The sequence below is a fragment of the Amycolatopsis sp. SB7-3 genome, assembly GCF_041021335.1.
GTDB lineage: Bacteria > Actinomycetota > Actinomycetes > Mycobacteriales > Pseudonocardiaceae > Amycolatopsis > Amycolatopsis japonica.
On sequence record NZ_JBFPJQ010000001.1, the window covers coordinates 138,736 to 163,240 of the forward strand.

Below are 24,505 nucleotides of genomic sequence, written 5' to 3' on the forward strand. Positions count from 1 at the left end.
ATCACTGAAAGGAAGAACTCAGTTCTCGGCGGCGAGCTGACCGCACGCCGCCGCGATCTCCTGACCACGCGTGTCACGTACCGTGCACGCCACACCGCCCGCGTTCACCAGCCGGACGAACTCCCGCTCCACCGGCTTCGGCGAGGCGTCCCACTTGCTTCCCGGCGTCGGGTTCAGCGGGATCACGTTCACGTGCACCAACTGGCCCAGGTGCTGGCGAAGCCGCTTCGCCAGCAGTTCGGCACGCCAAGGCTGGTCGTTGACGTCCCGGATCAGCGCGTACTCGATCGACACGCGGCGGCCGGAAGTGTCCGCGTAGTACCGGGCCGCGGACAGGACCTCGTCCACCGACCAGCGCTCGTTCACCGGCACCAGCGTGTCCCGCAGTTCGTCGTCCGGCGTGTGCAGCGAAACCGCCAGGCGCACCTGCATCTTCTCGTCCGCCAGCTTCCGGATCGCCGGCGCGAGACCCACCGTCGACACGGTCACCGAACGCTGACCGATCCCGAGACCCTCCGGCGAAGGATCGGTGATCCGCCGGACCGCCGCCACCACCCGCTTGTAGTTCGCGAGCGGCTCGCCCATCCCCATGAAGACGATGTTCGACAAACGGCCGGGACCGCCGGGCATCAGCCCGTCCCGCATCACGGCGGCGGCGGAGCGGACCTGGTCGACGATCTCCGCGGTCGACAGGTTCCGGTCGAGACCGCCCTGGCCGGTCGCGCAGAAGGGGCACGCCATGCCGCAGCCCGCCTGGCTCGAAATGCACAGGGTCGCGCGGTCCGGGTAGCGCATCAGCACGCTCTCCAGCAGCGTCCCGTCGTGCGCGCGCCACAAGGTCTTACGGGTGGTCCCGTCGTCACAGGCGAGCGCCTTGATCTCGGTGAGCAGCGTCGGCATCAGATCGCCGACGAGCTTCTCCCGCGACGCCGCCGGGATGTCGGTCATCTCCTCCGGGTTCACCGTGAGCCGCGAGAAGTAGTGGTTCGAAAGCTGTTTCGCGCGGAACGGCTTCTCACCCAGCTCGGCGACGGCCGCGGCCCGCTCGGCGGCGGTGAGATCGGCGAGGTGGCGCGGCGGGAGGCCGCGCTTGGGCGCGTCGAAGACGAGAGGGAGGGCAGTCATAGCTCACCCAGTGTCCCATGTCCACCTTTCGCACACCCGGGCCGCCCTGGATCACTGTTTCCCAGATCACGGCGCCACAAGCCTCTGAGACCCAACTCACACGATCAGGGTTGTCGTACGACTGTTTCCGATATATCGTGAACGAGTCGGAACATTACGAAGAGAGGATTCACATCATGCGACGACGACCTTTCCCTCCAGAACACGGCCGACCCGCCTTCGGGCCCTGGGCTCGCGGCGGCTTCGGCGACTTCCCGCCGGGCCCCGGCGGACCGGGCCACCGGCATCGGCACGGCCGTCGCGGCGGCCCCGGTGGGCGGCGCGGCAAACGCGGTGACGTCCGCGCCGCGATCCTCGCGCTGCTTTCCGAGCAGCCGAGGCACGGCTACGAGATCATCCGCGAGATCGGCGAACGCAGCGGCGGCTTCTGGAAGCCGAGCCCCGGCTCGGTCTACCCGACCCTGCAGATGCTGGCCGACGAAGGCCTGGTGATCAGCAAGGACGAGAACGGCAAGAAGCTGTTCGAACTCACCGAATCCGGCCGTACCGCGGCCGAGCAGCAGGACGCCGTCCCGCCGTGGGAGCAGATCGCCCACGACGTCGACCCGGTCGAGGTGAACCTGCGCAAGGCGGGCGCGACCCTGGCCGCGGCGGTCGCGCAGGTCATGCACGCCGGCAGCGAAAGCCAGCAGGCCCGCACCGTCGACGTCCTCAACGAGGCACGCCGGACGATCTACGGAATTCTCGGCGAGGCCGAGGACACCACCCCGGACGAGGGCACGGAGTGATCCGGCACGACGAGGCCGGTGGGCTTGGTGCGCGTATGCACGCGATAGCCCACCGGCAGCGTCACCTGCTTCTCCCCGGCACCTGACGAAACCTCGTTGAGCCGCCGGACCTCCGCGATCGCCTTCGCCGCGACCGGTGCGCTGAACTCGATCTTCAGCACCGCTTCCATCGCGGCGGCGTCTTCGAACAGCCACCGCGTCATCACCTTGCGGCAGTCGAATCCCTGACGGGCGAAGAACTTCTCGACCCCGGGCGGGTCGTAGTGCGGCAGATCCAGCCGCATCCAGCGGCCGTAGGGCTCACTCGTCACATCGAGATCCACGATCATCATCAGCCCACCCGGGCGCAGCACCCGCTCCGCTTCGCGAAGACCGGGTTCGCAACCGGGGCCGAAGAAGTACGCGGTGCGGGCGTGGACGACGTCGAAAGCCGCGTCCGGTAAGGGAAGCCGCTGCGCACGCCCTTGCCGCACCTCGACGTTCGCCAGCCGCTCCACCCGGTTCCGCGCGTCACGCACGAGCGGCTCATGGGGTTCGACGCCGACCACCGAACGCGCCGTCGCGGCGAAGCGCGGCAGGTGGAAACCATCGCCACAGCCGATGTCCAGAACGTCCGCCCCGGACCAGTCGCGGGCCCCGGCGAGCACACGCCAGATCTCGTCGTCGACGTCCTGCGCGCGGTTTTCGACCTCGTAGGCCTTTTGGTAGTACCAGATGTTCGGACTCGGCAGCACCTCCTCGCCGCCGCGGCGGGAGGAGGAGAGAGCTCGGGGAAACCAGCGCACGGAAGCTCCAACGAAGGGACACCGGGCCGGGTTCCGGGGTATCCGGGCCGAAATCTTTGAGGGAAACAATGCGGTCAGCGACTAGACTTTACTCCCACCGGTAAGGGAGAACCGCATGTCGCTTGGCTCGGCCGCCCACACTTCCGTCATACCTTCGGGAATCCCCTGCTGGATCGAGCTCGCGTGCAGAGACGAAGCGGCCGCACAAGCCTTCTACAGCGGGCTTTTCGACTGGGAGTTCATCGTTCAGCGTGATCCGGCGACGCCGACCGGCCGGTACTCGATCGCGACGCTGAACGGTGTCCCGGCCGGTGGTCTGTACCGCGCGGGCGCGGAGGGGCCGTCCGGCTGGAGCGTCCACATCTCGGTGCCCCAGGCGGCCGCCGCCGCCGAATGGGTGGACAGTCTCGGTGGCCGGGTCACGCTCGGACCGATGGCGATCCCCCATCGCGGCAGCATCGTCCACGCCATCGACGCGTGCGGCGCGCACGTTGTCTTCTGGGAGCCGCCCGCCACCTGGGAGTTCGCGACCGGGGTGCCGAACACCTTCAGCGGCGCGGATCTTAACACCCACGACGGCGCGGCGGCGGACCACTTCTACTGCCGCCTCTTCAACTACACCAGCCACCAGATCGGCGACGGCGCTTCGCTCGACTACGCCGAATGGCTCATCGAGCACGAACCGGTGCTGTACCGGTACGTCATGGGCTCGGAATACCGGCCGGACACTCCCCCGCACTGGATGGTCTACCTCGCCCTCGATCCGGCTCGGGGCGCGGACGCCGCGGCCGGACAGGCGTTGATGCTCGGCGGTGCCGTCGTGGTCCAGCCCTACGACACCCCGTACGGCCGGATGGCGATCCTCGCCGACCCGGACGGTTCGGTCTTCGCCGTGATCGACCACTCCCGGGCCGTCGAAGGCTGGGGCACCGCCGAAGTCGACGATCCCTACGACGACTGAGCGGGCCGAGGCTAAACGGGGACGAACGCCGAAAGCAGCAGCCAGGAGACGACGGCCGAAGGAAGCAAGGAGTCGAGCCGGTCCATCAAGCCGCCGTGTCCCGGCAGCATGTTCCCCATGTCCTTGACGCCGAGATCGCGTTTGATCAGCGACTCGACGAGATCGCCCAGTGTCGCCGTGCAGACGATCGCCGCGCCGAACAGCACACCCTGCCAGGCGTGGCCATCGAGCAGGAGGCTCAGGGTCAGCGCCCCGGCGACGACACCGGCCACGAGGGAACCGGCGAAACCTTCCCAGGTCTTCTTCGGGCTGATCGTGGGCGCCATCGGGTGTTTACCGCCCAGCACACCGGCGATATAGCCACCGGTGTCCGAGGCGACCACGCCGATCATGAACGCCAGCACCCGGCCGACGCCGTCCTCCGGCGGGACGAGCATGGCGGCGAAGGCACCGAAAAGCGGGATGTACGCGGCGGCGAAAACCGACGCGCTGATGTCGCGCAGATACCCGTCCGCGCCGCCGGGCAACCGCCACAGCAGGCAGACGAGCACCGTCAGCACGAACGCCGTCAACGCGCCTTCGCGGCCATACGGCCAGGCCAGCCAGATCATCGCCTGACCGCCGACGAGCACCGGGACCAGTGCGATCCGGATACCCGCCGCGCGCTTCAGTGCCCCGGCCAGCTCGATCGTGCCGACCGCGATGGCGATCGCGATGATGCCGATGAACAGAAAGCGCACGGTGAGCAGGGACGTGACGATCGCCGCGCCCAGCAGCAGCCCCACCCCGATCGCGGCGGGCAGGTTACGGCCGGCGCGGGAAACCTTTTGCGCCGGTTCCGGCTTCTCCGCCGGAACCGGTTCCGGGTTCTCCACCCGATCCTCGCGTTCCTCGCTCACCTGGCTCATCAGACCTCGAGTAGCTCGGCTTCCTTGTGTTTCACCAGCTCGTCCACCTTGTGGGTGTAGGTGTCGGTGAGGTTCTGGAGTTCCTTCTCGGCGTGGACGACCTCGTCCTCGCCCGCCTCGCCGTCCTTCTTGATCCGGTCGAGTTCTTCCTTGGCCTTGCGGCGGACGCTGCGGATCGAGACGCGGGCGTCCTCGCCCTTGGACTTGGCGACCTTCACCATCTCCTTGCGGCGCTCTTCGGTGAGCTGCGGGATGACGATGCGGATCACGTTGCCGTCGTTGCTCGGGTTGACGCCGAGGTCCGACTCGCGGATCGCCTTCTCGATGGCGTTGAGCGAGCTCTGGTCGTAAGGCTTGATCAACGCCATCCGGGCTTCGGGGATGTTGACGCCCGCCAGCTGGTTCAGCGGGGTCGGCGCGCCGTAGTAGTCGACGACAACGCGCGAGAACATCCCCGGATGGGCCCGGCCGGTGCGTACCGACGACAGGTCCTCCTTGGCGACGGACACCGCTTTTTCCATCTTCTCCTCGGCGTCGAGGAGGGTCTCGTCGATCACGGCAACTCCCGTTGTTGTGTATGCGTACCGATTACGGAGATCAGAGCAGGACTACGCGGGCACCCCGTCGGCGGGGGTGTCGACCAGGGTGCCGATCCTTTCACCGCTCACCGCGCGGGCGATGTTCCCCTCGGTGAGGAGATTGAACACGATGATCGGCATGTTGTTGTCCATGCACAGGCTGAACGCGGTGGCGTCGGCGACCTTGAGGTCCCGTTCCAGCACCTCGCGGTGGCTGATCTCGTGGAACATCTCGGCGGTCGGGTCGCTCTTCGGGTCCGCGGTGTAGACGCCGTCGACGGCCTTCGCCATCAAGACGGCTTCGCAGCCGAGTTCGAGCGCGCGCTGCGCGGCGGCGGTGTCCGTCGAGAAGTACGGCATGCCGACTCCGGCGCCGAAGATGACGACGCGGCCCTTCTCCAGGTGACGCTCGGCGCGGCGCGGGATGTACGGCTCGGCGACCTGCCCCATGGTGATGGCGGTCTGCACCCGGGTGGGCAGGCCCTCCTTCTCCAGGAAGTCCTGCAATGCCAGGCAGTTCATGACGGTGCCGAGCATCGCCATGTAGTCCGCGCGGTCGCGGTCCATGCCGCGCTGCGACAGTTCCGCGCCGCGGAAGTAGTTGCCACCGCCGATCACGACGGCGATCTGCACGCCCGTCCGCGCGACGTCGGCGATCTGCTGGGCGACCGAGTGCACCACATCCGGATCAACCCCGATGGAACCGCCGCCGAACATCTCGCCGCCCAGTTTCAGCAGCACCCGCCGGTATCCGCCTTCGACCCGGACACCCATGTCGCCCTCCCTAATGCTCTGAAACCCGACTGTGCCCCGTCCCCGATGGACGGAGACGGGGCACAGTGGTGGTTCTTGTGTTCCGCGCCTGGATCAGGCCTGGCCGACCTCGAACCGGGCGAACCGGCTCACGGTCACGCCGGCCTCGTCGAGAAGGGCCTTGACGGTCTTCTTGTTGTCCTTGACCGACGGCTGCTCGAGCAGGACGTTGTCCTTGTAGTAGGCGTTGACCTTGCCCTCGATGATCTTGGGCATGGCCTGCTCCGGCTTGCCCTCTTCGCGGGCGGTCGCCTCGGCGACGCGACGCTCGTTCTCGACGACCTCGGCCGGGACCTCGTCACGGGTGAGGTACTTCGCCTTGAGCGCGGCGACCTGCATGGCGGCGCCACGAGCGGCCTCGGCGGCCTCCTCGCCCTCACCGGTGTACTCGATGAGCACGCCGACGGCGGGCGGGAGGTCGGCACCGCGACGGTGCAGGTACGTGGTGGTGGTGCCCTCGTAAGCGGCGACACGGCGCAGCTCGAGCTTCTCACCGATGCGGGCGGCCAGCTCCTGGACCTGCTCCTCGACGGTCTTGCCGTCGAGCGAGGCGGCCTTCAGCTTCTCGACGTCGCTGGTCTTCTCGGCCTTCGCGACCTCGACGATCTTCGCGGCGAGGGCCTGGAAGTCCTCGTTCTTCGCGACGAAGTCGGTCTCGGAGTCGAGCTCGATCAGCACGCCGCCGTCACCGGCGACGAGGCCCTCGGCGGTGGCGCGCTCGGCGCGCTTGCCGACGTCCTTGGCGCCCTTGATGCGCAGGAACTCGACGGCCTTGTCGAAGTCGCCGTCGTTCTCCTCCAGCGCCTTCTTGCAGTTCATCATGCCGGAGCCGGTCAGCTCCCGGAGACGCTTCACGTCTGCGGCGGTGTAGTTCGCCATCGTGGGTGTGTCCGTCCTTTTTCAGGTACGAGAAAGTCTTTTGGGGAATTCACTCGTGGGGCCGCCCGGAGGCGGCCCCACGAGCTGGTGGATCAGGAGGAGGCGGTGGCCTGCTCGGCCGGGGCCTCGGTCGGCGCGTCGGTCGCGGCGGCGGCTTCCTTGGCGTCCGCGGCGGCGGTCTCGGAGCCGGCGAGCAGCTCCTTCTCCCACTCGGCCAGCGGCTCGTCCGTGGCGACGCCCGCCTCGGGCTTGGCGTCGGCGGAGGAACCGTTGCGGCTGGAGCGGGCCATCAGACCGGCGGCGGCGGCCTCGGCCACGACCTTGGTCAGCAGCGCGGCCGAACGGATCGCGTCGTCGTTACCCGGGATCGGGTAGTCGACCTCGTCCGGGTCGCAGTTGGTGTCCAGGATCGCGACGACCGGGATGTTCAGCTTGCGAGCCTCGCCGACGGCGATGTGCTCCTTCTTCGTGTCGACGATCCACACGATGCTCGGCACCTTGGCCATGTCGCGGATACCGCCGAGGGTCTTCTCGAGCTTGTCCTTCTCACGGGTGAGCGTGAGGATTTCGCGCTTGGTCAGGCCGGCGAAACCACCGGTCTGCTCCTGCGACTCGAGCTCCTTCAGGCGGAGGAGACGCTTGTGCACCGTCTGGAAGTTGGTCAGCATGCCGCCGAGCCAGCGCTGGTTCACGTAGGGCATGCCCACGCGCGAGGCCTCGGAGGCGATGGCTTCCTGAGCCTGCTTCTTCGTGCCGACGAACATGATGGTGCCGCCGTGCGCGACGGTTTCCTTGATGAACTCGTACGCACGGTCGATGTACGTCAGCGTCTGCTGCAGGTCGATGATGTAGATGCCGTTGCGCTCGGTGAAGATGTAGCGCTTCATCTTCGGGTTCCACCGACGGGTCTGGTGCCCGAAGTGCACGCCGCTGTCGAGCAGCTGCTTCATGGTGACGACGGCCATTGCCGGAATCAACCTCTTCTGTGTCGTGCGCGCCCGGCTCCGCCGGAACGCGCTTGCTCGGTTCGTCGCTCTCGGCCGGGTGGCCGATCGCCCTGGTGCCGATGCTCGGGCCCGGACCCTGTGGCGAAGTGACCTCAAGGACCGCCGGGCCGTGTGCCCCCGTCTGTCCTGACCCTCCGTGAGGAGATCGGCCATCGGGAGCGCGCACGTGCACGCGAAGTCAGTCCGCTGCCGCGGACCGCGCAAAAGAGTCTACTCCCTGTCGCCACCGGGTACCGCACCGGCAGCCCCTGATGAAAGGGGTTGTCCACAACCGCCTCGGTTATCCACAGATTCCCCCGGCGCGCCCCGCCCGCCACGCCGGTCCCCCAGCCTGGAACACATGACCATGACGACCTGTTCCCGCCCTGTCACCAGGCACTCCTTCGCTCTCGACCGCACCGGCGGGAGGCACCGCCGCCCTGGGCGCCCTCGGCGGCTTCCGCGCCTCGCGATCCTCGCGACAGTGCTCGCGATCTTCGCGTCGGCGGCGATGCCGGGAACGGCCAGAGGCGCGCCCTCCCCGCAAGGGCGCCTCTCCTGGCCCGTCTCGCCGGTACCGAGCGTCACCAGGTACTTCGAGCCGCCCTCGACGCCGTACGGGCCCGGCGCCATCGAGGCGTCGACCTCGCCGCGGCACCGGGCACGAACGTGCTCGCGGCCGCCGAAGGAGTGGTGATGTTCGCCGGGCAGGTGGCGGGCCGCGGCGTGGTGTCGATCGACCACGACGGAGGGCTTCGCACCACCTACCAACCGCTCGCCCCGACGGTCACCGCGGGTGATCAGGTCTACCGGGGGCAGGTGCTCGGGACGCTCACGGCGGGCCATCCCGGCTGCCCGGAGCCGGCGTGCCTGCATTTCGGCGTCCGGCGGGGTGAGGAGTACGTCGATCCGCTCGCGTTGATCGGCGAGCCGTCCGAGATCCGGCTCAAACCGTGGGAAGGAGATTGAGTGACCGTTGCGGAACGGCTCGGCAGCCGAGCCTCGGTGTCTCCACGTGCTCCTTCTGCACAACGCAAGGTGCCGTGATCGGAGGCGGAACTCGCCGCGGCGAGCGGGGCTAGGCCTGCTCGACCAGTTTGGCGCGCAGTCGCATGACGGCGCGGGTGTGCAGCTGGCTGACCCGTGACTCGGTGACGCCGAGGACCTTGCCGATCTCGGCGAGCGTCAGGCTCTCGAAGTAGTAGAGCCCGACCACGATCCGGTCGCGTTCGGTGAGCTGCGCGATCGCCTGCGCCAGCTGGCGGCGGTTGTCCTGGTCGACCAGGACGGCCACCGGGTCGACGGCGCCGTCGTCGGGCAGGGTGTCGACCAGCGAGCCGCTGTCCTTGCCCGCGGCGACGAGGTCTTCCAGGGCGATGACGCTGGTCAGCTGCATCTGCCCGTAGAACTCGCGCAGATCGTCGACGCTGATCTCGAGCTCGGCCGCGAGTTCGGCGTCGGTCGGTGTGCGGTTCAGCCGGGCGCCGAGGCGTTCCAGGGCGCGCTCGGCCTCGCGGGCCTTGCTGCGGACCGCCCTGGGGACCCAGTCCTGGGAACGGAGATCGTCGAGGATCGCGCCGCGGATGCGCTGCATGGCGTAGGTCTCGAACCGCAGGCCCCTGGCGGGTTCGAACTTCTCGATCGCGTCGACCAGGCCGAAGATCCCGGACTGGATCAGGTCACCGACGTCGACGTGGGTCGGCAGCCCGGTGCCCACCCGGCCGGCGACGTACTTGACGAGCGGGGCGTAGTGCAGCACGAGCCGGTCGCGCACGACCTGGTCCGGCGACTCGGTGAACTGCCGCCACAGCGCCTGGATCCCGGCGTCCACTTCGTAGCCGGACCGTGCTTCGGGTGCGACGGCAGGACCGTCCCCGCCGGGACGATGTTTCCCGGCGGCTTCGGTGACATGTGGGTCGGCGGTCATCGGATCGCCGTTCTCAGCATGCGACTCAGCGTGGTCTCCGTGCTCGTGCGGATGCGCGTGCGCCGCCGGTCCGGGCCGCCGGGTCACCTGCCGAGTTCTCCCCGGCATCATCGGGCCCGGGGGTGCGCGCGGTCGTGGATCGCCTTCAGCCGATCGACGGTCACATGAGTGTAGAGCTGCGTTGTAGCCAGCGTAGCGTGACCAAGCAGTTCCTGAACGCTTCGAAGATCAGCGCCGCCTTCGAGCAGATGGGTGGCCGCGGAATGCCTCAGGCCGTGCGGCCCCATGTCGTTCGCGCCCGGCACCGAACCGACGGCGTCGTGGACGATCCGCCGGGCCGTCCGCGGGTCGAGCCTGCCGCCCCGCGCCCCCAGGAAGAGCGCCGCTTTCCCCGGCTCCTTCGTTTCGACGGCGAGCTTTCCCCTGCCCTCGTCCAGCCATGCCCGCAAGGCCGTTTCGGCGGGGACGCCGAACGGCACGACACGTTCCTTGCCACCCTTGCCCAGCACGAGCACGACCCGGCGGGAGAAGTCGACGTCGCCCACATCCAGCCCGCACAGTTCCGAGACCCGTACGCCGGTCGCGTAGAGCAGTTCCACGATGGCACTGTCCCTCAAAGCCACCGGGTCGCGCTGTTCGGCACCGGCGGCTGAGAAGCGCATGACGTCACTCGCCTGCTCCGCGCGGAGGACGCCGGGAAGCTTGCGGTGCGCGCGTGGCGCCACCAGGCGGCCACCCGGATCCGACGCGAGCGCTCCGCCTCGGTGGGCCCAGGCGGTGAAGGTGCGGGCCGCCGCCGCACGCCTCGCCAGCGTCGTCCGGCTGGCCCCTTCCTCGCGTTGCCGGGCGAGCCAGCCGCGCAGTGTCCCGATGTCGAGATCCTCGAACCGGCCGCCGTTGCCATCCACGAAGCCCATCAGCGACACGATGTCGCCGAGGTAGGCACGCACGGTGTGCGCGGACAGTCCGCGTTCCAGGGAGAGGTGCCGCTCGTAGTCGTCGATCAGCTTCCGGACAGGCTCCGGCAGCGCGGCACGGGCGGCGCGCAGATCGGGTCTGCGGGCGCGTTTCCCCGTGCCGTGGGGACCTTCGGTCGACGGCATGCCGATCACGCTGCGCGATGTACGGCGGATGGTCAAGTATCGCCGCACCCTGTTGCGGTGTCCGTGGTCGGATCGTGCCGGGATGGCGTCTCAGGTGTAGGCCAGTCAGGTCTTGGCGGTCCGTTTTCGCCACCCTGTGTCACTCCTTTCCGCGAAGCCGTCGAGTTCCAGTTCGGGAAGCAGCGAGCGGACGCGCTCGACCGGGATGCCCGACTCGGCCGCGAGCCTTTCCTCGGGTCTAGCCGACCGGGTGGACAGCGCGTCGTGCACGCGCAGCGCCTCCGGACCGAGCCGATCGGTGCGGCGGCGAGGTTTCGCCGGATCCGCCCCTTCCGCCCCGAACCGTCCGGCGGTCTCGAGGATCTCGTCGACCGAGGTCACCAGCGTTGCCTCGCCTTCGCGGATCAGCGCGTGGCAGCCGGCGGACATCCCGGACGAGACCGGCCCCGGCATGGCCATCACGACCTTGCCCAGGGCCCCGGCCGTGGTCGCGGTGTTCCGCGCGCCGCTGCGCCTGCCCGCCTCGACCACGACGGTCCCTTCGGTGAGCGCCGCGATGAGCCTGTTCCGGACGAGGAACCGATGCCTCGCGGGCGTCGTACCCGGCGGGTACTCGCTGACCACCGCGCCGACCTTTCCGATGTTGCGCAACAAGGTCGCGTGCTGCGCCGGGTACCCGACGTCGGCTCCACAGCCGAGCACGGCGACCGTCGTCCCGTCCGCGCTCAACGCGCCCCGGTGGGCCGCGCCGTCGATGCCGTACGCCGCGCCCGAAAACACCGGGATCCCCCGGCTCGCGAGGTGATAGCCCACTTCGGCCGCGTTGTGCTCGCCGTATCCGGTCGCCGCGCGGGCGCCGACGATCGCGATCGCCTGGTCGACCGCTTCGCCGAGCTTGACCGGGCCGCGGACCCATAACGCCAGCGGAGGCGCCATGCCGGAAACGCCCCTGCCCTGCGCCACCGCCAGCGAAAGCAACGGCCAGGCAGGCCATTCGTCGTCTTCGGGGATGACGAGCCTGGTGTCGTCGGCCGCGGCGCGCTCCAGATCCCGCTCGGCGTAGTCGTGCGCTCGCCGGGCGGCCGTTTCGTCACGCACCTTCGGCGGGCAGTCGGCGCGAAGCACCCGTTCCGCGGCGACGACAGGGCCGAATTCGCCCACGAAACCGGCCAACGCGGGTGCCGGGGGCTCGGCCACGCGCAGGAGGTACGACCGGGCGAGGCGTTCGGCTTCGAGTTCACTCATCCGGATGACCTCTCCCGGAAGTTCAGCGCCGCCGCGACCTCGTCCGGCTCCGGTTTGTCGGCTCCCTTCAAATCGGCGAGCGTCCAAGCGATGCGAAGGCAGCGGTCGGCGCCGCGCGCGGTGATCGCGCCCCGCTCCAAGGCGCGGTCCAGCAGCGCCGTGACCTGCGACGGCAGGGCGAACTCTCGGCGCAGCGCGGGACCGGGCACTTCCGCGTTCGTGAGCCAGCCTTGCTCCGCCCACCGTTTCGCGGCGCGCTCGCGTGCCTCCAGCACCCGCTCGCGGACGGCCGCCGACGCCTCGGGCGGCTCGCTCAGATGCGCGCTGAGCGCGGACAGCGGGCGCAGCCGAACCCGCAGATCCACCCGATCGAGTAATGGCCCGGACAGGCGGCCCAAGTAGCGCCTTCGCACGGTCGCCGAGCACGTGCAGTCGGCGTCCTTCGCCGGGGCGCAAGGGCAGGGGTTGGTCGCCAGCACCAGCTGGAAACGCGCCGGGTACCGCACGGCACCCTTGACTCTCGCGATCCGCACTTCACCCTCTTCGAGCACCGTGCGCAGCGACTCCAGCCGCTCCGGGCCGAATTCACACACCTCGTCGAGGAACAGGATCCCCCGGTGCGCGCGGCTGATCGCGCCGGGCACGGCCAGGCCGCTTCCGCCGCCGATCAGCGCGGGCACGCTGATCGAATGATGCGGCGCGACGAACGGCGGCACGGTGACCAGCGGTTCGGCGCGGGAGAGCGAACCGTCGATCGAATGCACCGCTGTCACCTGCAGCGACTCTTCGGCGGTCAATCGGGGAAGCAGACCGGGCAGGCGTTTCGCGAGCATCGTCTTGCCCACCCCGGGCGGGCCGGTCATGAGCAGGTGATGCCCACCGGCCGCGGCCACCTCCAGCGCCCATCGCGCTTCCGGTTGCCCCACGACGTCGGCGAGGTCGGGTACCTGTGGTGGCGCCTGGACGACGGACGGTTCGGGGAGGGTGAGCTCCCCTTCGCCCTTGAGCCAGTCCACGAAGTCGCTCAGCCGCGCTACCCCGCCGACCTCCACGCCGTCCACGAGAGCGGCTTCGAACAGCGACTCGGCGGGGACGACGGCCCGGCTGTACCCGGCATCGCGCGCCGCCAACAGCCCCGGCAGGACCCCGCGGACCGCCCGTACCCGGCCGTCGAGAGCGAGCTCACCGAGCAGCACGGTGTTCAGCAGCTTCGTGGCGGGGACCGCGCCGGTGGCGGCCATGACCGCCGCCGCGATCCCCAGGTCGTAGCCGGACCCCACCTTCGGGAGATTCGCCGGCGACAAGCCGAGGATCACCCTCTCGTCCGGCCAGGTCCGCCCGGAATTGCGCACGGCGGAACGGACCCTGTCCTTGGCCTCTTTCAGCCCCGTATCGGGCAGGCCGACCATCGTCACCTTCGGCGATCCGCCGCCGATATCGGCCTCGATCTCGATCATCCGGCCCTCGACACCGAGAAGCGCGACCGACCAGGCCTTCGCCAGCGCCATTCAGAACGCCGCCTTGATATGCCGCACCCTGGGCGGGGCGTCGGGCGAGGCGACGATCGCGATGATGTCGTAGCGGACCGGAGCCCAGCGGAGCATGAACTTGCGCTGCCACTGGTACGCGAGACGGCGGATGCGATCCGCCTTGTCCGGGGTCACCGCCTCGGCCGGGGTGCCGAAACCCAGCCCCGTCCTCGTCTTCACCTCACAGAAGACGAGGCGCTTCCTGTCGGTCGCGATGAGATCCAGTTCGCCGTCACGACAACGCCAGTTGCGGCTCAGGACGACATAGCCCCTCTTCTCCAGATGCCGGACCGCGAGGTCCTCACCCCAGCGGCCCAGTTCGATCCGTGGCGCCCCGGCGGGCGGCTGTTCGGCGATGCTCGTCATCTCGATCCCCCTCAGCGATCGTCACAGTGCGTGTGCGATCGACGCTGCCAGGGTGAGGGGGTTGGGGACAGACCCGATTTCGGCACCTGTGGACAACCGGGGTGTTGTGGATGGTTCGGCCGTCATGGGGGCTTGGCGGGCGGAATCGTCGGTGGGCTGTGCTATGCGCCCCGGGATGGATACGTGAAGGCCCCCTTCACGGCGGCCAGCGCCGTGAAGGGGGCCTTCACGTACTTAGGGGATCAGCCGGAGAACGGTCCGTCTTCCGGCAGCCGGAGATCCGGTTTGTCGAGCTCCTCGACGTTGACGTCCTTGAACGTGATGACCCGGACGTGCTTGACGAACCGGGCGGGCCGGTACATGTCCCAGACCCAGGCGTCCGACATGCGGACCTCGAAGTACACCTCGCCACCGCCGTCGCGCACCTGCACGTCGACGGCGTTGGCCAGATAGAACCGCCGCTCGGTCTCCACCACGTACGAGAACTGGCCGACTATGTCGCGATACTCGCGGTAAAGCGAGAGCTCCATCTCGGTCTCGTACTTCTCGAGATCCTCTGCGCTCATGAAATCCGCGCCCCTCCTCGCGATTTTGCTGCTGTTCCAGCGGCGGAGCGTTCATTGTTACCCACGTACGGGCCGAGGGCACGTATCGGCACGCTCGGGTTTTCCAGTGCCGCGACGGTCAGCACGACCGGGTGAGGCGGCCGCACCCGGTGCGCGGCGGCCGCGGTGGCCACGTTGGCGTACGACCAGCGATGGACCGGACTCGGACCGTGAGTGTTCAGCGCGGCGCTGTGGTCGGTGGTGCTGTACCCCTTGTGCACGTCGAAACCGTAGTGCGGATGGACGTCGTGCAGGTCGCCCATGATCCGGTCCCTGGTGACCTTCGCCAGCACGGAAGCCGCGGCCACGCACGCGACGGCCTTGTCCCCTTTGATCACCGGGACGCTCGGGGCGGGCAGCCCGGAGACGCGGAATCCGTCGGTCAGGACGTAGCCGGGCGTGTTCCGAAGCGCCGAAACGGCTCGCCGCATGCCTTCGAGGTTCATGACGTGGATGCCGAACAGGTCGACCTCGGCCGCCGGGATGACGATGACCGAGTAGTCGACGGCACGCTGGACGACCCGGTCGTACACCCGGTCGCGCGCCTTCGCCGTGAGCACCTTCGAGTCGGTGAGCTCGGGCAGGCGGGCGGCGTCTCCGGGACGCAGGACGCAGGCGGCCACGACGAGCGGGCCGGCGCAAGCACCGCGCCCTGCCTCGTCGACTCCGGCGACGGGCCCGAGGCCCCGCCGGTCCAGCGCACCCTGCAAACCCCAGAAGAGGTCGCCACGCACCACTGCCCGCGGCGGCCGAAGCGGCTCGGCCGGTGTGAGCGGTACAGGAACTCTCAAGGCCTTACCGCCTCCGGTCGACCGCCTTGCGCACTCCGGCCGACATCCGCCTGCCGAGGAAGAGCACGGGCCACGCCGCGGCGATACCGACTCCCAAGGGGAGCCCCTGCTGCCAAGCCGGGGCGCCGAGCGCCAGCGGCTGAGCGTTCGCCTGCGGGTTGTGGTCCGAAACGCCACCCCAGCGGCCGGGCGGGAGCACGATGACCCGTGCCTTGCCGATGATGTTGTCCACCGGGACGGCACCGTTGACCCCACCGCCACCCTGGATACGGGAGTCGCTGGAGTTGTTGCGGTTGTCGCCCATCACCCAGACGTAGCCGGCGGGCACCTTGACCGGCTCGAACGTCCGCTCGGTGGGGGCCATGCCCTCTTCCCAGTGGACGTACGGCTCGTCGAGTGCCTTGCCGTCGACGACGACGCGGTTGTTGTCGCAGCACTGGACCGTCTGGCCGCCGACCGCGATGATCCGCTTGACGAAGTCACGCTCGTCCGGCGGCGCGAACCCGATCAGGGAACCCAGCGTGCGGAATCCGGTGACGAAGATGTTGCTGGACTCCGGCGTGTCGATCTCGCCGACCCAGGCGGGCGGGCCCTTGAAGACCACCACGTCGCCGGGGGCGGGATCGGTGAAGTCGTACGTGATCCGGTCGACCAGGATCCGGTCGCCCGTGCATCCCGAGCAGCCGTGCAAAGTGGTCTCCATCGACCCCGAGGGGATCATGTAGACCTTGGCGAGGAACTGCTGGATCAAGATCGTCAGCACGAGCGCGACGACGATCAGGATCGGCAGTTCCTTCCAGAACGACCGCTTCTTGTTGACCTTGCCGAATTTCTTGGAACCGGATCGGCCCCGGCGGGAGGCCCGCGTGGGGCGCTCCTCTTCGGGGCGATCGGGCTCGTCTTCGGAGGTGTTCTGGGACACGGGTTCGACCACGACGCCAGGTTACCTGTAACCGAGTGGCTACCTACTTGGCGGAGGTCGTCTCGCGGTTTTCGCGGCGTTCCTTGATCTTGGCGGCCTTGCCGCGCAGCTCGCGGAGGTAGTACAGCTTCGCCCGGCGGACGTCACCGCGCTTGAAGACCTCGACCTCGGCGATGTTCGGCGAGTGCACCGGGAAGGTGCGCTCCACGCCGATGCCGAACGACACCTTGCGGACCGTGAAGGTCTCGCGGATGCCGCCGCCCTGGCGACGCAGCACGACGCCCTGGAAGATCTGGTTGCGCTCGCGGTTGCCCTCGATGACGCGGACGTGAACCTTGAGCGTGTCGCCCGGTCGGAAGTCCGGGATGTCGGAACGCAGTGACTGCGCGTCCAGCGCGTCCAGGGTGTTCATCGGTGGTCCGTCCTCGTCTTCGTATGGCTTACGTGCAGCTTGGGCGCGCAGTGTCGGGCACTGCGACCTACCCGGGGGCTGATGGCGTTCCGGTGTACGGCGCCGGCTGCGAAGCCGCGCGTCCACTCACGCCAACCTGTCAAGTATTGCAGACCAGGACTCAGGCGGTTGACCCGGCCTGGTCGCTGCCCTCGTCCAATCGGTCGAGGACCTTGAGATCGTGCTTGTCGAGACTACCTTCCGGCAGCAGGCCGATCAGTTCGGGCCTGCGCCGGACGGTGCGTTCCAGCGCCTGGTCGCGGCGCCAGCGGTCGATCAGCGCGTGGTTTCCCGAACGCAGTACGTCGGGTACGGCCAGGTCGCGCCAGACCTCCGGCCGGGTGTAACTGGGGCCTTCGAGCAGCCCGTCGGAGAACGAATCCTCCTCGGCGGAGCGGGAGTTGCCGAGCACCCCGGGCAGCAGCCGGACGACGGCCTCGACCATCACCAGCACCGCCGCCTCGCCGCCGACCAGCACGTAGTCGCCGATAGAGACCTCGTCGACGGGCATCCGCCGCGCGGCGTCGTCGATCACCCGCTGGTCGATGCCCTCGTAGCGGCCGCAGGCGAACACCAGGTGTTCCTCGGCGGCGTACTGGTGGGCCATGGCCTGGGTGAAGGGCCGTCCGGCGGGGGTCGGGACCACGAGGCGGGTGTTCTCGCCGCAGACCTCGTCCAGGGCGGGGCCCCAGACCTGCGGTTTCATCACCATGCCGGGCCCGCCGCCGTACGGGGCGTCGTCGACGGCGCGGTGGACGTCGTGCGTCCAGTTCCGCAGGTCGTGGACGCCGACCTCGATGAGGCCGCGGTCGATCGCGCGCCCGAGCAACGCGGCGCGGAGCGGGTCGAGGTATTCGGGGAAGATCGTGACGACGTCGAGGCGCATCAGGCGTCCAGCAGGCCTTCCGGCGGGTCGAGGACCACGCGGCCGCCCGCGACGTCGACGGCCGGGACGATCGCCTTCACGAACGGCACCAGCACCTCGCGTCCGTCGTGCTCGATCGACAGCAGTTCGCCGGCGGGCGAATGCACGATTTCGAGCACCTTGCCGACGACGGTGCCGTCGGCCAGTTCGGCCCGCAGGCCTTCGAGTTCGTGGTCGTAGAACTCGTCGGGGTCTTCGGTCGGCGGCAGCGTCGAGGTGTCGGCGATCAGCAGCGCGCCGCGGAGGGTCTCCGCGACGTCCCTGGTCAGCACCTCTTCGAAACGCACCAGCAGCCGCCCGCTGTGTTCGCGGGCGGCTGCGATGGTGAGGTCTCTGCTGCTGCCGTCACGCAGCTTCGTCGTGACGGCCGAACCGACCGCGAACCGCTGTTCCGGCGAGTCCGTGCGCACGTCCACCGCGAGTTCCCCGCGGATTCCGTGCGCCTTGGCGATCCGGCCGACTACGACGTCCATCCCGTTCAGTCCTTGGTCAGCGATCGGTGTCGACGACGTCCACGCGGACGCCGCGGCCACCGATACCGCCCATGACGGTGCGCAGGGCGGTCGCGGTACGACCGCCCCGGCCGATCACCTTGCCGAGATCGTCGGGGTGCACGTGCACCTCGAGCGTGCGGCCACGGCGAGTGGTCAGCAGCTCGACCCGGACCTCGTCCGGGTTGTCGACGATCCCGCGCACCAGGTGCTCGAGGGAGTCAGCGAGGAAGCTCACGCCTCGGCCTTGTCACCCTCGGCGGCTTCGGCCTTCTCGGCCTCGGCCTTCTTCGGGGCGGACTTCTTCTTCGGCGTGGTGGCTTCGGCGGAGGCCGAGTCACCGGCGGCCGCGAGCGCGGCGTTGAACAGGTCCTGCTTCGACGGCTTCGGCTCGGCGACCTTCAGGGTGCCCTCGGCGCCCGGGAGACCCTTGAACTTCTGCCAGTCACCGGTGATCTCGAGGATGCGCTGGACCGGCTCGGTCGGCTGGGCGCCGACGGACAGCCAGTGCTGGGCCCGCTCGGTGTCGACCTCGATGAAGCTCGGCTCTTCCTTGGGGTGGTACTTGCCGATCGTCTCGATGGCCTTGCCATCACGGCGGGTGCGCGCGTCGGCGACGATGATGCGGTAGTACGGCGCACGGATCTTGCCGAGACGCTGCAGCTTGATCTTGACGGCCACGGGTGTGGGTACTCCTCAGTTCTCTCTGATGCATGTGGAAGGCGCACGCCAGCCGAGTGGGGACACGGCTGCGCACACCCGAAGGGTGAGCTCGGGCGCGGTGAGAGGGTCCGGCCAAAGCAGGCAAGCGAACATTCTGCCAGAGAGCTGTGTGCATGCGTGCACGTGGGTTGCTTGCGTGCATGCACGCTGCCGTCAGAACGCGGCTATCCCGAGCGAGGCGAGCAGGATCGTCACGGCCGGGAGGAAATTGTTCACCTGATGGGCGACCACGCTGCCGAGCAGCCGCCCGGTGAACACCCTGGCCAGCCCGATCGGGATCGCGATCACCAGCAGCAACGTGGTGCGCAGCGGTTCGAGGTGGCTCGCCGCGAAAACCGCCGTGGAGACCAGGAACGCCGCGATCCTCCCCCAGCGTTCGGTGCGCCAGGTCAGCCGTTCCACCGCGCCCCAGAGCAGGCCGCGGTAGATGATCTCCTCGCAGATCGGCCCGACCAGCCACAGGTAGATGAACATGACGACGGCGGCCGAGACCGACATCCGCCGGTCCTCGACGAGCGCGCTGATCGCCGAGGTCGCGTTCTCGTTGCCCACGACCTGCGTCCAGGCCCAAGCGGCGAGGGAAGTGAACCCGAGCCCGAGCACCCCGAGTTTGAGGCCGACCTTAACGTCGGCCCAGCTCCAGCCGATCCGCAGGTCGATGAACGGCCCGTTGCCCCGCAGCCGGGTGATCAGCAGCGCCACGCCCGCCGCGATCATCGTCGGCAGCATGGTGCCCAGCAGCACCATGCGCATCGGCAGGGGCTGACCGGGCTGGACGTCGCCGAGCAGGACGCTGATGAACGCCGCCGACGCCAGCAGGACGGCCTCCACCAGGAGGAAGGCCCCGAATCCCCAGCGATGCGGCGGTGGCGTGTCGGGCGCGGCCACCTCACCTCCGGCAATGACTTCTTCTGGGAGTTCGTCCGGCGGCGCCGCCTCGGGGATCGGCTCCCTGGGCTGAGATACGGTCACGCCGATCCTCCGGTGATCGTTCGGTTACTCAAAGACTCTAACCGCCTGGACCGGCGATCACCTCGCCGCGAAGAGCAATACAGCCGGTGGGAGGTTGTTGGCCGCGTGCGCGATCACGGACGCGCTCACCCGGCCCGACAGATAACGGGCCAGACCGATGGCGATGCCCTGGCCGAACAACGCGATCGTGCGCGCGGCCTCTCCATGCAACTGGGCGAACACCAGCGCGGTGACCAGCAGGATCACCCAGGAAGGCAGGCGATGGAAGCCCATGGCGTTCCACAGCGTGCCGCGGAAGAGCAGTTCTTCGGTGACGGGAGCGGCGAGGACGACGATGACCGCGGCCAGCACCAGCCAGATCGTGTCGCCTTCGGTGGTTTCCGACAGTTCGGTGATCGGTCCGGGCGAGACGTCGGAGAAGGTCCTGTCGTCGCTGTCGGTCCCGTAGACGGCCAGCAGGAGCAGGTTGAGGAGGTAGCCGGCGGCGAGCGCGGCGGCTCCGCAGGCGAGCCCGATCCGGACGTCGCGCCACGTGGGTTTGAGCCCGAAGTCCGTGCGAAGCCCCTGTCCCCAAACGTGTGAACCGACCACAGGGCCGAGTCCGAGCACGAGGGTCGGCAGGAACGCGAGGATCAGCAGCGGGCCGACGTCACGGAGTTCGAGCGGGTCGTAGCCGCCGAAGCGGCCCGACATCAGGAAGCTCATGACGAGCGTGACGAGGTGGTATCCGGCGATGCCCGCGAAGAACGCTACGAAACCCCAGTGCGCTCCGAGCACCAGACGCTCGCGAGCCTGCCCGTCGTCCACCACGCCTCCACGCTAGGTACCGCTCCGGTCACACGTGGAGTCGGGTCAGGCGTAGATCTTGCCACGCAGCACGATGTGGCTCGGATGGCGGAGCACCGCGAGATCCTCACGCGGATCGGACGGGTAAACGAGCAGGTCGGCCGAGGCGCCGTCGACGATTCCCGGCACGCCGAGCCAGTCGCGAGCCGCCCACGAAGCCGAAGCCAGCGCCTGCTCCGCGGACATGCCCGCCTTGTGCAGTGCCTCGATCTCGTCGACGAGCCTGCCGTGCTCGACCATGCCGCCCGCGTCGCTTCCCGCATACACCCGGACACCCGCCTCGATCGCCGTCGAGACCATCTCCCCCACGCCGGCGTGCAGCGCCCGCATGTGGTCCGCGTACACCGGGTACTTGCCCGCCTTGTCCGCGATACCGGGGAAGTTCTCGATGTTGATCAGGGTCGGCACGAGCGCGATCCCGCGTTCGGCGAGGACGCCCAGCTGGTCGGGCGAGAGCTCCGTGCCGTGTTCGAGGCAGTCGATGCCCGCGTCGATCAGGCCGGGCAACGCGGCTTGGCCGAACACGTGCGCCGTCACCTTGGCGCCCTCGGCGTGCGCGGCGGCGATGGCCTCGGCGAGGACGTCGTCGGGCCAGAGCGGCGCGAGATCGCCGATGCCCCGGTCGATCCAGTCGCCGACGAGTTTGACCCAGCCGTCGCCGTCACGGGCCTGTTCGGCGACCGCCTTCGGCAGCTCCGAAGGGTCCTCGAGTTCGATACCCAGGCCCGGGATGTAGCGCTTGCGCAGGGCGAGATGCCGTCCGGCGCGGATGATCCGCGGCAAGTCGGCCCGCTCCTGCAGCGGCCGGACGTCGATCGGCAGCCCGCAGTCGCGGATCAGCAGCGTCCCGGCGTCACGATCGGTGATCGCCTGCTCGGCGGCCTCTTCGAGGGTGGTCGCGCCACCGACCCCGATACCGGGATGGCAATGCGCGTCGACCAGTCCGGGAACGAGAAAGCCTTCCCGGACAACGGTTTCGGCCCCGGCCACCGGTTCGGTCGTGATCCGGCCGCCGGTGACCCACAGCTCACGGTGCTCGCCGTCCGGCAGGACGACACCCGCCAGGTGCAGCGCCTCCACGGGCTACTTGTCCTTCGGCAGCTTGAACTTCTTCGGGTCGAACCCGGGTACGTCGTTCATGCCGCCGAGCTGCGAAAGGTCGGGCATCCCGCCGGGCATCCCGCCGCCGGGGGGCAGCATCGGCATACCGCCGGGGAAGCCGCCGCGGACCTTGGGCTGCGTCGGGCCGCGCCCCTTGCCCTTCTTCCCCTTCTTGCCCTTGCGGTTCTTGCTGCCGCCGCCCCCGCCGCCGAAGCCGAAACGGCCCGCCATCTGCGCCATCATCTTGCGCGCTTCGAAGAACCGGTTGACCAGGTCGTTGACGTCGCGGACGGCGACACCGGACCCCTTCGAGATCCGCACGCGGCGCGAGGCGTTGATGATCTTCGGGTCGGCCCGCTCGGCGGGGGTCATCCCGCGGATGATCGCCTGCAGCTTGTCGAGCTGCTTGTCGTCGACCTGCGCGAGCTGGTCCTTCATCTGCCCGGCGCCGGGCAGCATGCCGAGCAGGTTGCCGATCGGGCCCATCTTGCGGACCGCGAGCATCTGCTCGAGGAAGTCTTCGAGGGTGAGCTGGCCGCTGCCGAGTTTGGCCGCGGTCTGCTCGGCCTTCTCCTGGTCGAAATGCTGCTCGGCCTGCTCGATGAGGCTGAGCACGTCACCCATGCCGAGGATCCGGCTGGCCATCCGGTCCGGGTGGAAGAGGTCGAAGTCTTCGAGCTTCTCGCCGTTGGAGGCGAACAGGATCGGCTGGCCGGTGACCTGGCGGACCGACAGCGCGGCACCACCGCGGGCGTCACCGTCGAGCTTGGTGAGCACGACACCGGTGAAGCCGACGCCGTCGCGGAACGCCTCGGCCGTGGTGACCGCGTCCTGACCGATCATCGCGTCGACGACGAACAGCGTCTCGTCCGGCGAAACGGCGTCGCGGATGTCCGCGGCCTGCTTCATCAGCTCTTCGTCGACACCGAGACGGCCGGCGGTGTCGACGAGGACGATGTCGTGCTGGGCGCGCTTGGCCTCGTCGATGGCGCGGCGGGCGACGTCGACCGGGTCGCCGACGCCGTTGCCGGGCTCGGGCGCGAAGACCGCGACCCCGGCCCGCTCGCCGACGACCTGCAGCTGCGTGACCGCGTTGGGGCGCTGGAGGTCACACGCGACCAGCATCGGCGCGTGGCCCTGCTTCTTCAGCCACATCGCGAGCTTGCCCGCGAGCGTCGTCTTACCGGCACCCTGCAGACCCGCGAGCATGATGACCGTCGGCGGGTTCTTCGCGAACGTGAGCCGCCTGGTCTCGCCGCCGAGGATGGTGACGAGTTCCTCGTTGACGATCTTGATGACCTGCTGCGCCGGGTTCAGCGCGCCGTGCACCTCGGCGCCCTTGGCGCGCTCCTTGATCCGGGCGATGAAGTCCTTGACCACAGACAGCGCGACATCCGCCTCGAGCAGCGCGATCCGGATCTCGCGCGCGGTGGCGTCGATGTCGGCGTCGGAGAGCCTGCCCTTGCGAGACAGGGTCTGCAGGGCGGACGTGAGCCGATCGGAGAGGGTGTCGAACACGGGTGTGCACGCTCCAGCGGGGTCGTTGTGGCTCGCCGGTACGAACCGGCGGCTTCCCAGGGTAGTCGGTGTTCGGGGCGGGCGTTGACACGGTCGAGAAGACCCGATCGCGTGGGCTCAGGGTTCGCGGAGGTCGGCTTCGGCCAGAGCCTGGATCACGTTCGCGGGGGCGGCACTGGATTCGCGGACCGTACGGCTCATCTCGACGTGCAGGAAGACCGTCCCGCCCTTCGCCGCGGCCTTGCCTTGAACGTTCTTCATCCCCTCCAGCGCTCCGCAAGACGATGCCCACGCCCGGCAGACGGCGAGCCCGGCGGCGGCGAGCCGATCGGCGGCACGCCGGGCGGGCGGGCCGGCCACCGTCGCGCCGGACGAGAGCACGATGTCGTCGTCGGGCATGTTCTGGTCGTCGAAGCCGTGCAGCTGGACCTGCGGCAGACCTCGTCCGGCCAGGGTGGTGGCCACCACGTGGAAGACGGAGTCCACTTCGTGCGCGACGTCGGCACGGCCATCGTCGGCCTTCCGGTGCGCGCCCGCGATCAGCAGCACCGCGCCCGGCACCCGGCGGAAGTAGTCGAGGCCGAACGACTCCGTGCGGAGATCGGACGCGGGGTGCGGGACCTCGACCACCAGCGACGGCGGAGCCGACCTGTCGATCAAGTACATCCCCCAGGAGCGCTCGGTACCGGATTCGTTCATCACCAGCGTGTAGGGCCGCCCGGTCTTGCGGTCCACCCCGTCGCGCGCCGCGAACCCGAGCTTTCCGAGGTCCACCGCACCGGCGGGCGCGGCGTCCAGCACCGCGGCGAATCCGGCGGCTGCCGTGCGACGTTCTCCCGCCTCGGGCGACCGGTAGTCCTGCTCAGCGGAAAGCGACGACGTGAATCCCGCGACCAGCGAACTCAGGTCGGCCTCCAGGTCGAGAGGGGGTCGCGGTGACTCGTCGTCACCGAGGACCAGCACGAGGGTCAGCACCAAGGCCAGCGCGGCGGCTACGCCGGTCACGCTGAGCAACATTCGAGTTCGGCTGATCACCACCTGACTCTACTGATTAAGCCGAACGGGTAGCCTGATCCGCGCTTTGCCGACATTGCAGCGGACTGTAACGTCCTCGCCGACACTTTTGATACCTCGCTGTAACCCGATCGGGAACACGTTCCGCTATAG

General features: G+C 69.0%; 27 protein-coding genes and 1 pseudogene. 3 read left to right on the plus strand and 25 right to left on the minus strand.

Annotated features, from left to right (window positions below):
- Nucleotides 1-18 precede the first annotated feature (18 nt).
- Nucleotides 19-1,125 carry a 23S rRNA (adenine(2503)-C(2))-methyltransferase RlmN gene (rlmN, locus tag AB8M46_RS00600; RefSeq protein ID WP_016336213.1) on the minus strand — a complete coding sequence of 369 codons (1,107 nt, stop codon included), beginning with the start codon at nt 1,123-1,125 and terminating at the stop codon, nt 19-21.
- Nucleotides 1,126-1,301: 176 nt separating this feature from the next.
- Between rlmN and AB8M46_RS00605 the strand changes: the two genes are divergently transcribed.
- The gene (locus AB8M46_RS00605) at nt 1,302-1,913 is read left to right on the plus strand and encodes a PadR family transcriptional regulator (RefSeq protein WP_037342635.1); all 612 of its coding nucleotides are present in this window, start codon (nt 1,302-1,304) and stop codon (nt 1,911-1,913) included.
- Here AB8M46_RS00605 and AB8M46_RS00610 read toward each other — a convergent pair.
- On the minus strand, nt 1,859-2,698 hold the full coding sequence (locus tag AB8M46_RS00610; protein ID WP_037342326.1) for a class I SAM-dependent methyltransferase: 840 nt from the start codon (nt 2,696-2,698) through the stop codon (nt 1,859-1,861). The two genes, AB8M46_RS00605 and AB8M46_RS00610, sit on opposite strands and share 55 nt — an antisense overlap.
- Nucleotides 2,699-2,813: 115 nt before the next feature.
- Here AB8M46_RS00610 and AB8M46_RS00615 point away from each other — a divergent pair, with 115 nt between their 5' ends.
- The gene (locus AB8M46_RS00615; protein WP_394359249.1) at nt 2,814-3,659 is read left to right on the plus strand and encodes a VOC family protein; all 846 of its coding nucleotides are present in this window, start codon (nt 2,814-2,816) and stop codon (nt 3,657-3,659) included.
- An 11-nt stretch (nt 3,660-3,670) separates the two neighbouring features.
- Here AB8M46_RS00615 and AB8M46_RS00620 read toward each other — a convergent pair whose 3' ends face one another.
- The 5 genes from AB8M46_RS00620 to rpsB all read right to left on the minus strand — a co-directional run bounded on the left by AB8M46_RS00620 (nt 3,671) and on the right by rpsB (nt 7,802).
- Nucleotides 3,671-4,567: a phosphatidate cytidylyltransferase gene (locus AB8M46_RS00620; protein ID WP_037342324.1), complete on the minus strand. Its 897-nt coding sequence runs from the start codon at nt 4,565-4,567 to the stop codon at nt 3,671-3,673.
- Nucleotides 4,567-5,124, minus strand: coding sequence for a ribosome recycling factor (gene frr, locus AB8M46_RS00625; RefSeq protein ID WP_037342323.1), 558 nt, complete (start codon nt 5,122-5,124; stop codon nt 4,567-4,569). The genes AB8M46_RS00620 and frr overlap by 1 nt, the downstream gene beginning before the upstream one ends.
- A gap of 51 nt (nt 5,125-5,175) precedes the next feature.
- On the minus strand, nt 5,176-5,919 hold the full coding sequence (pyrH, locus tag AB8M46_RS00630; protein WP_005154669.1) for a UMP kinase: 744 nt from the start codon (nt 5,917-5,919) through the stop codon (nt 5,176-5,178).
- A gap of 93 nt (nt 5,920-6,012) precedes the next feature.
- Nucleotides 6,013-6,837, minus strand: coding sequence for a translation elongation factor Ts (tsf, locus tag AB8M46_RS00635; RefSeq protein ID WP_016336221.1), 825 nt, complete (start codon nt 6,835-6,837; stop codon nt 6,013-6,015).
- Between the two features lie 92 nt (nt 6,838-6,929).
- Nucleotides 6,930-7,802 (minus strand): 30S ribosomal protein S2, encoded by an 873-nt coding sequence (gene rpsB, locus AB8M46_RS00640; protein ID WP_007032886.1) that lies wholly within the window; start codon nt 7,800-7,802, stop codon nt 6,930-6,932.
- Between the two features lie 382 nt (nt 7,803-8,184).
- Between rpsB and AB8M46_RS00645 the strand changes: the two are divergent.
- Nucleotides 8,185-8,792 (plus strand): annotated as a pseudogene (locus AB8M46_RS00645) (murein hydrolase activator EnvC family protein).
- A 109-nt stretch (nt 8,793-8,901) separates the two neighbouring features.
- Here AB8M46_RS00645 and AB8M46_RS00650 read toward each other — a convergent pair.
- From AB8M46_RS00650 to AB8M46_RS00735, 18 genes are all read right to left on the minus strand, one after another.
- Nucleotides 8,902-9,750, minus strand: a complete 849-nt coding sequence (locus AB8M46_RS00650) for a FliA/WhiG family RNA polymerase sigma factor (protein WP_152610992.1) — start codon at nt 9,748-9,750, stop codon at nt 8,902-8,904.
- 107 nt (nt 9,751-9,857) lie between these two features.
- Nucleotides 9,858-10,853 (minus strand): tyrosine recombinase XerC, encoded by a 996-nt coding sequence (locus tag AB8M46_RS00655; RefSeq protein WP_052120857.1) that lies wholly within the window; start codon nt 10,851-10,853, stop codon nt 9,858-9,860.
- 105 nt (nt 10,854-10,958) lie between these two features.
- Nucleotides 10,959-12,098, minus strand: coding sequence for a DNA-processing protein DprA (dprA, locus tag AB8M46_RS00660; RefSeq protein WP_394359250.1), 1,140 nt, complete (start codon nt 12,096-12,098; stop codon nt 10,959-10,961).
- Nucleotides 12,095-13,606, minus strand: a complete 1,512-nt coding sequence (locus tag AB8M46_RS00665; RefSeq protein ID WP_394359251.1) for a YifB family Mg chelatase-like AAA ATPase — start codon at nt 13,604-13,606, stop codon at nt 12,095-12,097. The genes dprA and AB8M46_RS00665 overlap by 4 nt, the downstream gene beginning before the upstream one ends.
- Nucleotides 13,607-13,993: a YraN family protein gene (locus tag AB8M46_RS00670; RefSeq protein WP_125736664.1), complete on the minus strand. Its 387-nt coding sequence runs from the start codon at nt 13,991-13,993 to the stop codon at nt 13,607-13,609.
- Nucleotides 13,994-14,235: 242 nt separating this feature from the next.
- Nucleotides 14,236-14,559: a DUF2469 domain-containing protein gene (locus tag AB8M46_RS00675; RefSeq protein WP_003096226.1), complete on the minus strand. Its 324-nt coding sequence runs from the start codon at nt 14,557-14,559 to the stop codon at nt 14,236-14,238.
- Nucleotides 14,556-15,335 carry a ribonuclease HII gene (locus AB8M46_RS00680; RefSeq protein ID WP_007032893.1) on the minus strand — a complete coding sequence of 260 codons (780 nt, stop codon included), beginning with the start codon at nt 15,333-15,335 and terminating at the stop codon, nt 14,556-14,558. The genes AB8M46_RS00675 and AB8M46_RS00680 overlap by 4 nt, the downstream gene beginning before the upstream one ends.
- A gap of 58 nt (nt 15,336-15,393) precedes the next feature.
- A complete protein-coding gene (lepB, locus tag AB8M46_RS00685; protein WP_016336230.1) occupies nt 15,394-16,323 on the minus strand; it encodes a signal peptidase I in 930 nt (309 codons plus the stop codon).
- A 31-nt stretch (nt 16,324-16,354) separates the two neighbouring features.
- Entirely contained in the window at nt 16,355-16,723 is a 369-nt protein-coding gene (gene rplS / locus AB8M46_RS00690) for a 50S ribosomal protein L19 (RefSeq protein ID WP_005154717.1), read from the minus strand.
- Nucleotides 16,724-16,883: 160 nt separating this feature from the next.
- Nucleotides 16,884-17,648 carry a tRNA (guanosine(37)-N1)-methyltransferase TrmD gene (gene trmD, locus AB8M46_RS00695; protein ID WP_037342316.1) on the minus strand — a complete coding sequence of 255 codons (765 nt, stop codon included), beginning with the start codon at nt 17,646-17,648 and terminating at the stop codon, nt 16,884-16,886.
- Nucleotides 17,648-18,160, minus strand: a complete 513-nt coding sequence (gene rimM, locus AB8M46_RS00700; protein WP_037342315.1) for a ribosome maturation factor RimM — start codon at nt 18,158-18,160, stop codon at nt 17,648-17,650. Before rimM ends, trmD begins: the two co-directional genes overlap by 1 nt.
- 16 nt (nt 18,161-18,176) lie before the next feature.
- The gene (locus tag AB8M46_RS00705) at nt 18,177-18,416 is read right to left on the minus strand and encodes an RNA-binding protein (protein WP_003103110.1); all 240 of its coding nucleotides are present in this window, start codon (nt 18,414-18,416) and stop codon (nt 18,177-18,179) included.
- Nucleotides 18,413-18,859: a 30S ribosomal protein S16 gene (gene rpsP, locus AB8M46_RS00710; RefSeq protein ID WP_037342314.1), complete on the minus strand. Its 447-nt coding sequence runs from the start codon at nt 18,857-18,859 to the stop codon at nt 18,413-18,415. Before rpsP ends, AB8M46_RS00705 begins: the two co-directional genes overlap by 4 nt.
- A gap of 195 nt (nt 18,860-19,054) precedes the next feature.
- Nucleotides 19,055-19,873, minus strand: a complete 819-nt coding sequence (locus tag AB8M46_RS00715; protein ID WP_038509862.1) for a CPBP family intramembrane glutamic endopeptidase — start codon at nt 19,871-19,873, stop codon at nt 19,055-19,057.
- A 57-nt stretch (nt 19,874-19,930) separates the two neighbouring features.
- Nucleotides 19,931-20,680, minus strand: a complete 750-nt coding sequence (locus tag AB8M46_RS00720; RefSeq protein WP_394360827.1) for a CPBP family intramembrane glutamic endopeptidase — start codon at nt 20,678-20,680, stop codon at nt 19,931-19,933.
- Between the two features lie 45 nt (nt 20,681-20,725).
- Nucleotides 20,726-21,799 (minus strand): amidohydrolase family protein, encoded by a 1,074-nt coding sequence (locus AB8M46_RS00725; protein ID WP_394359252.1) that lies wholly within the window; start codon nt 21,797-21,799, stop codon nt 20,726-20,728.
- Nucleotides 21,800-21,802: 3 nt separating this feature from the next.
- Nucleotides 21,803-23,338: a signal recognition particle protein gene (gene ffh / locus AB8M46_RS00730; RefSeq protein WP_007032900.1), complete on the minus strand. Its 1,536-nt coding sequence runs from the start codon at nt 23,336-23,338 to the stop codon at nt 21,803-21,805.
- A gap of 117 nt (nt 23,339-23,455) precedes the next feature.
- Nucleotides 23,456-24,343, minus strand: coding sequence for a hypothetical protein (locus AB8M46_RS00735; protein ID WP_394359253.1), 888 nt, complete (start codon nt 24,341-24,343; stop codon nt 23,456-23,458).
- Nucleotides 24,344-24,505 lie beyond the last annotated feature (162 nt).

Coding starts and splice junctions, on each gene's coding strand:
- rimM (WP_037342315.1), bottom strand. CDS start 18,160: ATGGACGTCGTAGTCGGCCGGATCGCCAAGGCGCACGGAATCCGCGGG.
- pyrH (WP_005154669.1), bottom strand. CDS start 5,919: ATGGGTGTCCGGGTCGAAGGCGGATACCGGCGGGTGCTGCTGAAACTG.
- tsf (WP_016336221.1), bottom strand. CDS start 6,837: ATGGCGAACTACACCGCCGCAGACGTGAAGCGTCTCCGGGAGCTGACC.
- AB8M46_RS00675 (WP_003096226.1), bottom strand. CDS start 14,559: ATGAGCGCAGAGGATCTCGAGAAGTACGAGACCGAGATGGAGCTCTCG.
- AB8M46_RS00655 (WP_052120857.1), bottom strand. CDS start 10,853: ATGCCGTCGACCGAAGGTCCCCACGGCACGGGGAAACGCGCCCGCAGA.
- AB8M46_RS00665 (WP_394359251.1), bottom strand. CDS start 13,606: ATGGCGCTGGCGAAGGCCTGGTCGGTCGCGCTTCTCGGTGTCGAGGGC.
- rlmN (WP_016336213.1), bottom strand. CDS start 1,125: ATGACTGCCCTCCCTCTCGTCTTCGACGCGCCCAAGCGCGGCCTCCCG.
- AB8M46_RS00650 (WP_152610992.1), bottom strand. CDS start 9,750: ATGACCGCCGACCCACATGTCACCGAAGCCGCCGGGAAACATCGTCCC.
- AB8M46_RS00670 (WP_125736664.1), bottom strand. CDS start 13,993: ATGACGAGCATCGCCGAACAGCCGCCCGCCGGGGCGCCACGGATCGAA.
- dprA (WP_394359250.1), bottom strand. CDS start 12,098: ATGAGTGAACTCGAAGCCGAACGCCTCGCCCGGTCGTACCTCCTGCGC.
- rpsB (WP_007032886.1), bottom strand. CDS start 7,802: ATGGCCGTCGTCACCATGAAGCAGCTGCTCGACAGCGGCGTGCACTTC.
- rplS (WP_005154717.1), bottom strand. CDS start 16,723: ATGAACACCCTGGACGCGCTGGACGCGCAGTCACTGCGTTCCGACATC.
- AB8M46_RS00615 (WP_394359249.1), top strand. CDS start 2,814: ATGTCGCTTGGCTCGGCCGCCCACACTTCCGTCATACCTTCGGGAATC.
- AB8M46_RS00620 (WP_037342324.1), bottom strand. CDS start 4,567: ATGAGCCAGGTGAGCGAGGAACGCGAGGATCGGGTGGAGAACCCGGAA.
- AB8M46_RS00605 (WP_037342635.1), top strand. CDS start 1,302: ATGCGACGACGACCTTTCCCTCCAGAACACGGCCGACCCGCCTTCGGG.
- trmD (WP_037342316.1), bottom strand. CDS start 17,648: ATGCGCCTCGACGTCGTCACGATCTTCCCCGAATACCTCGACCCGCTC.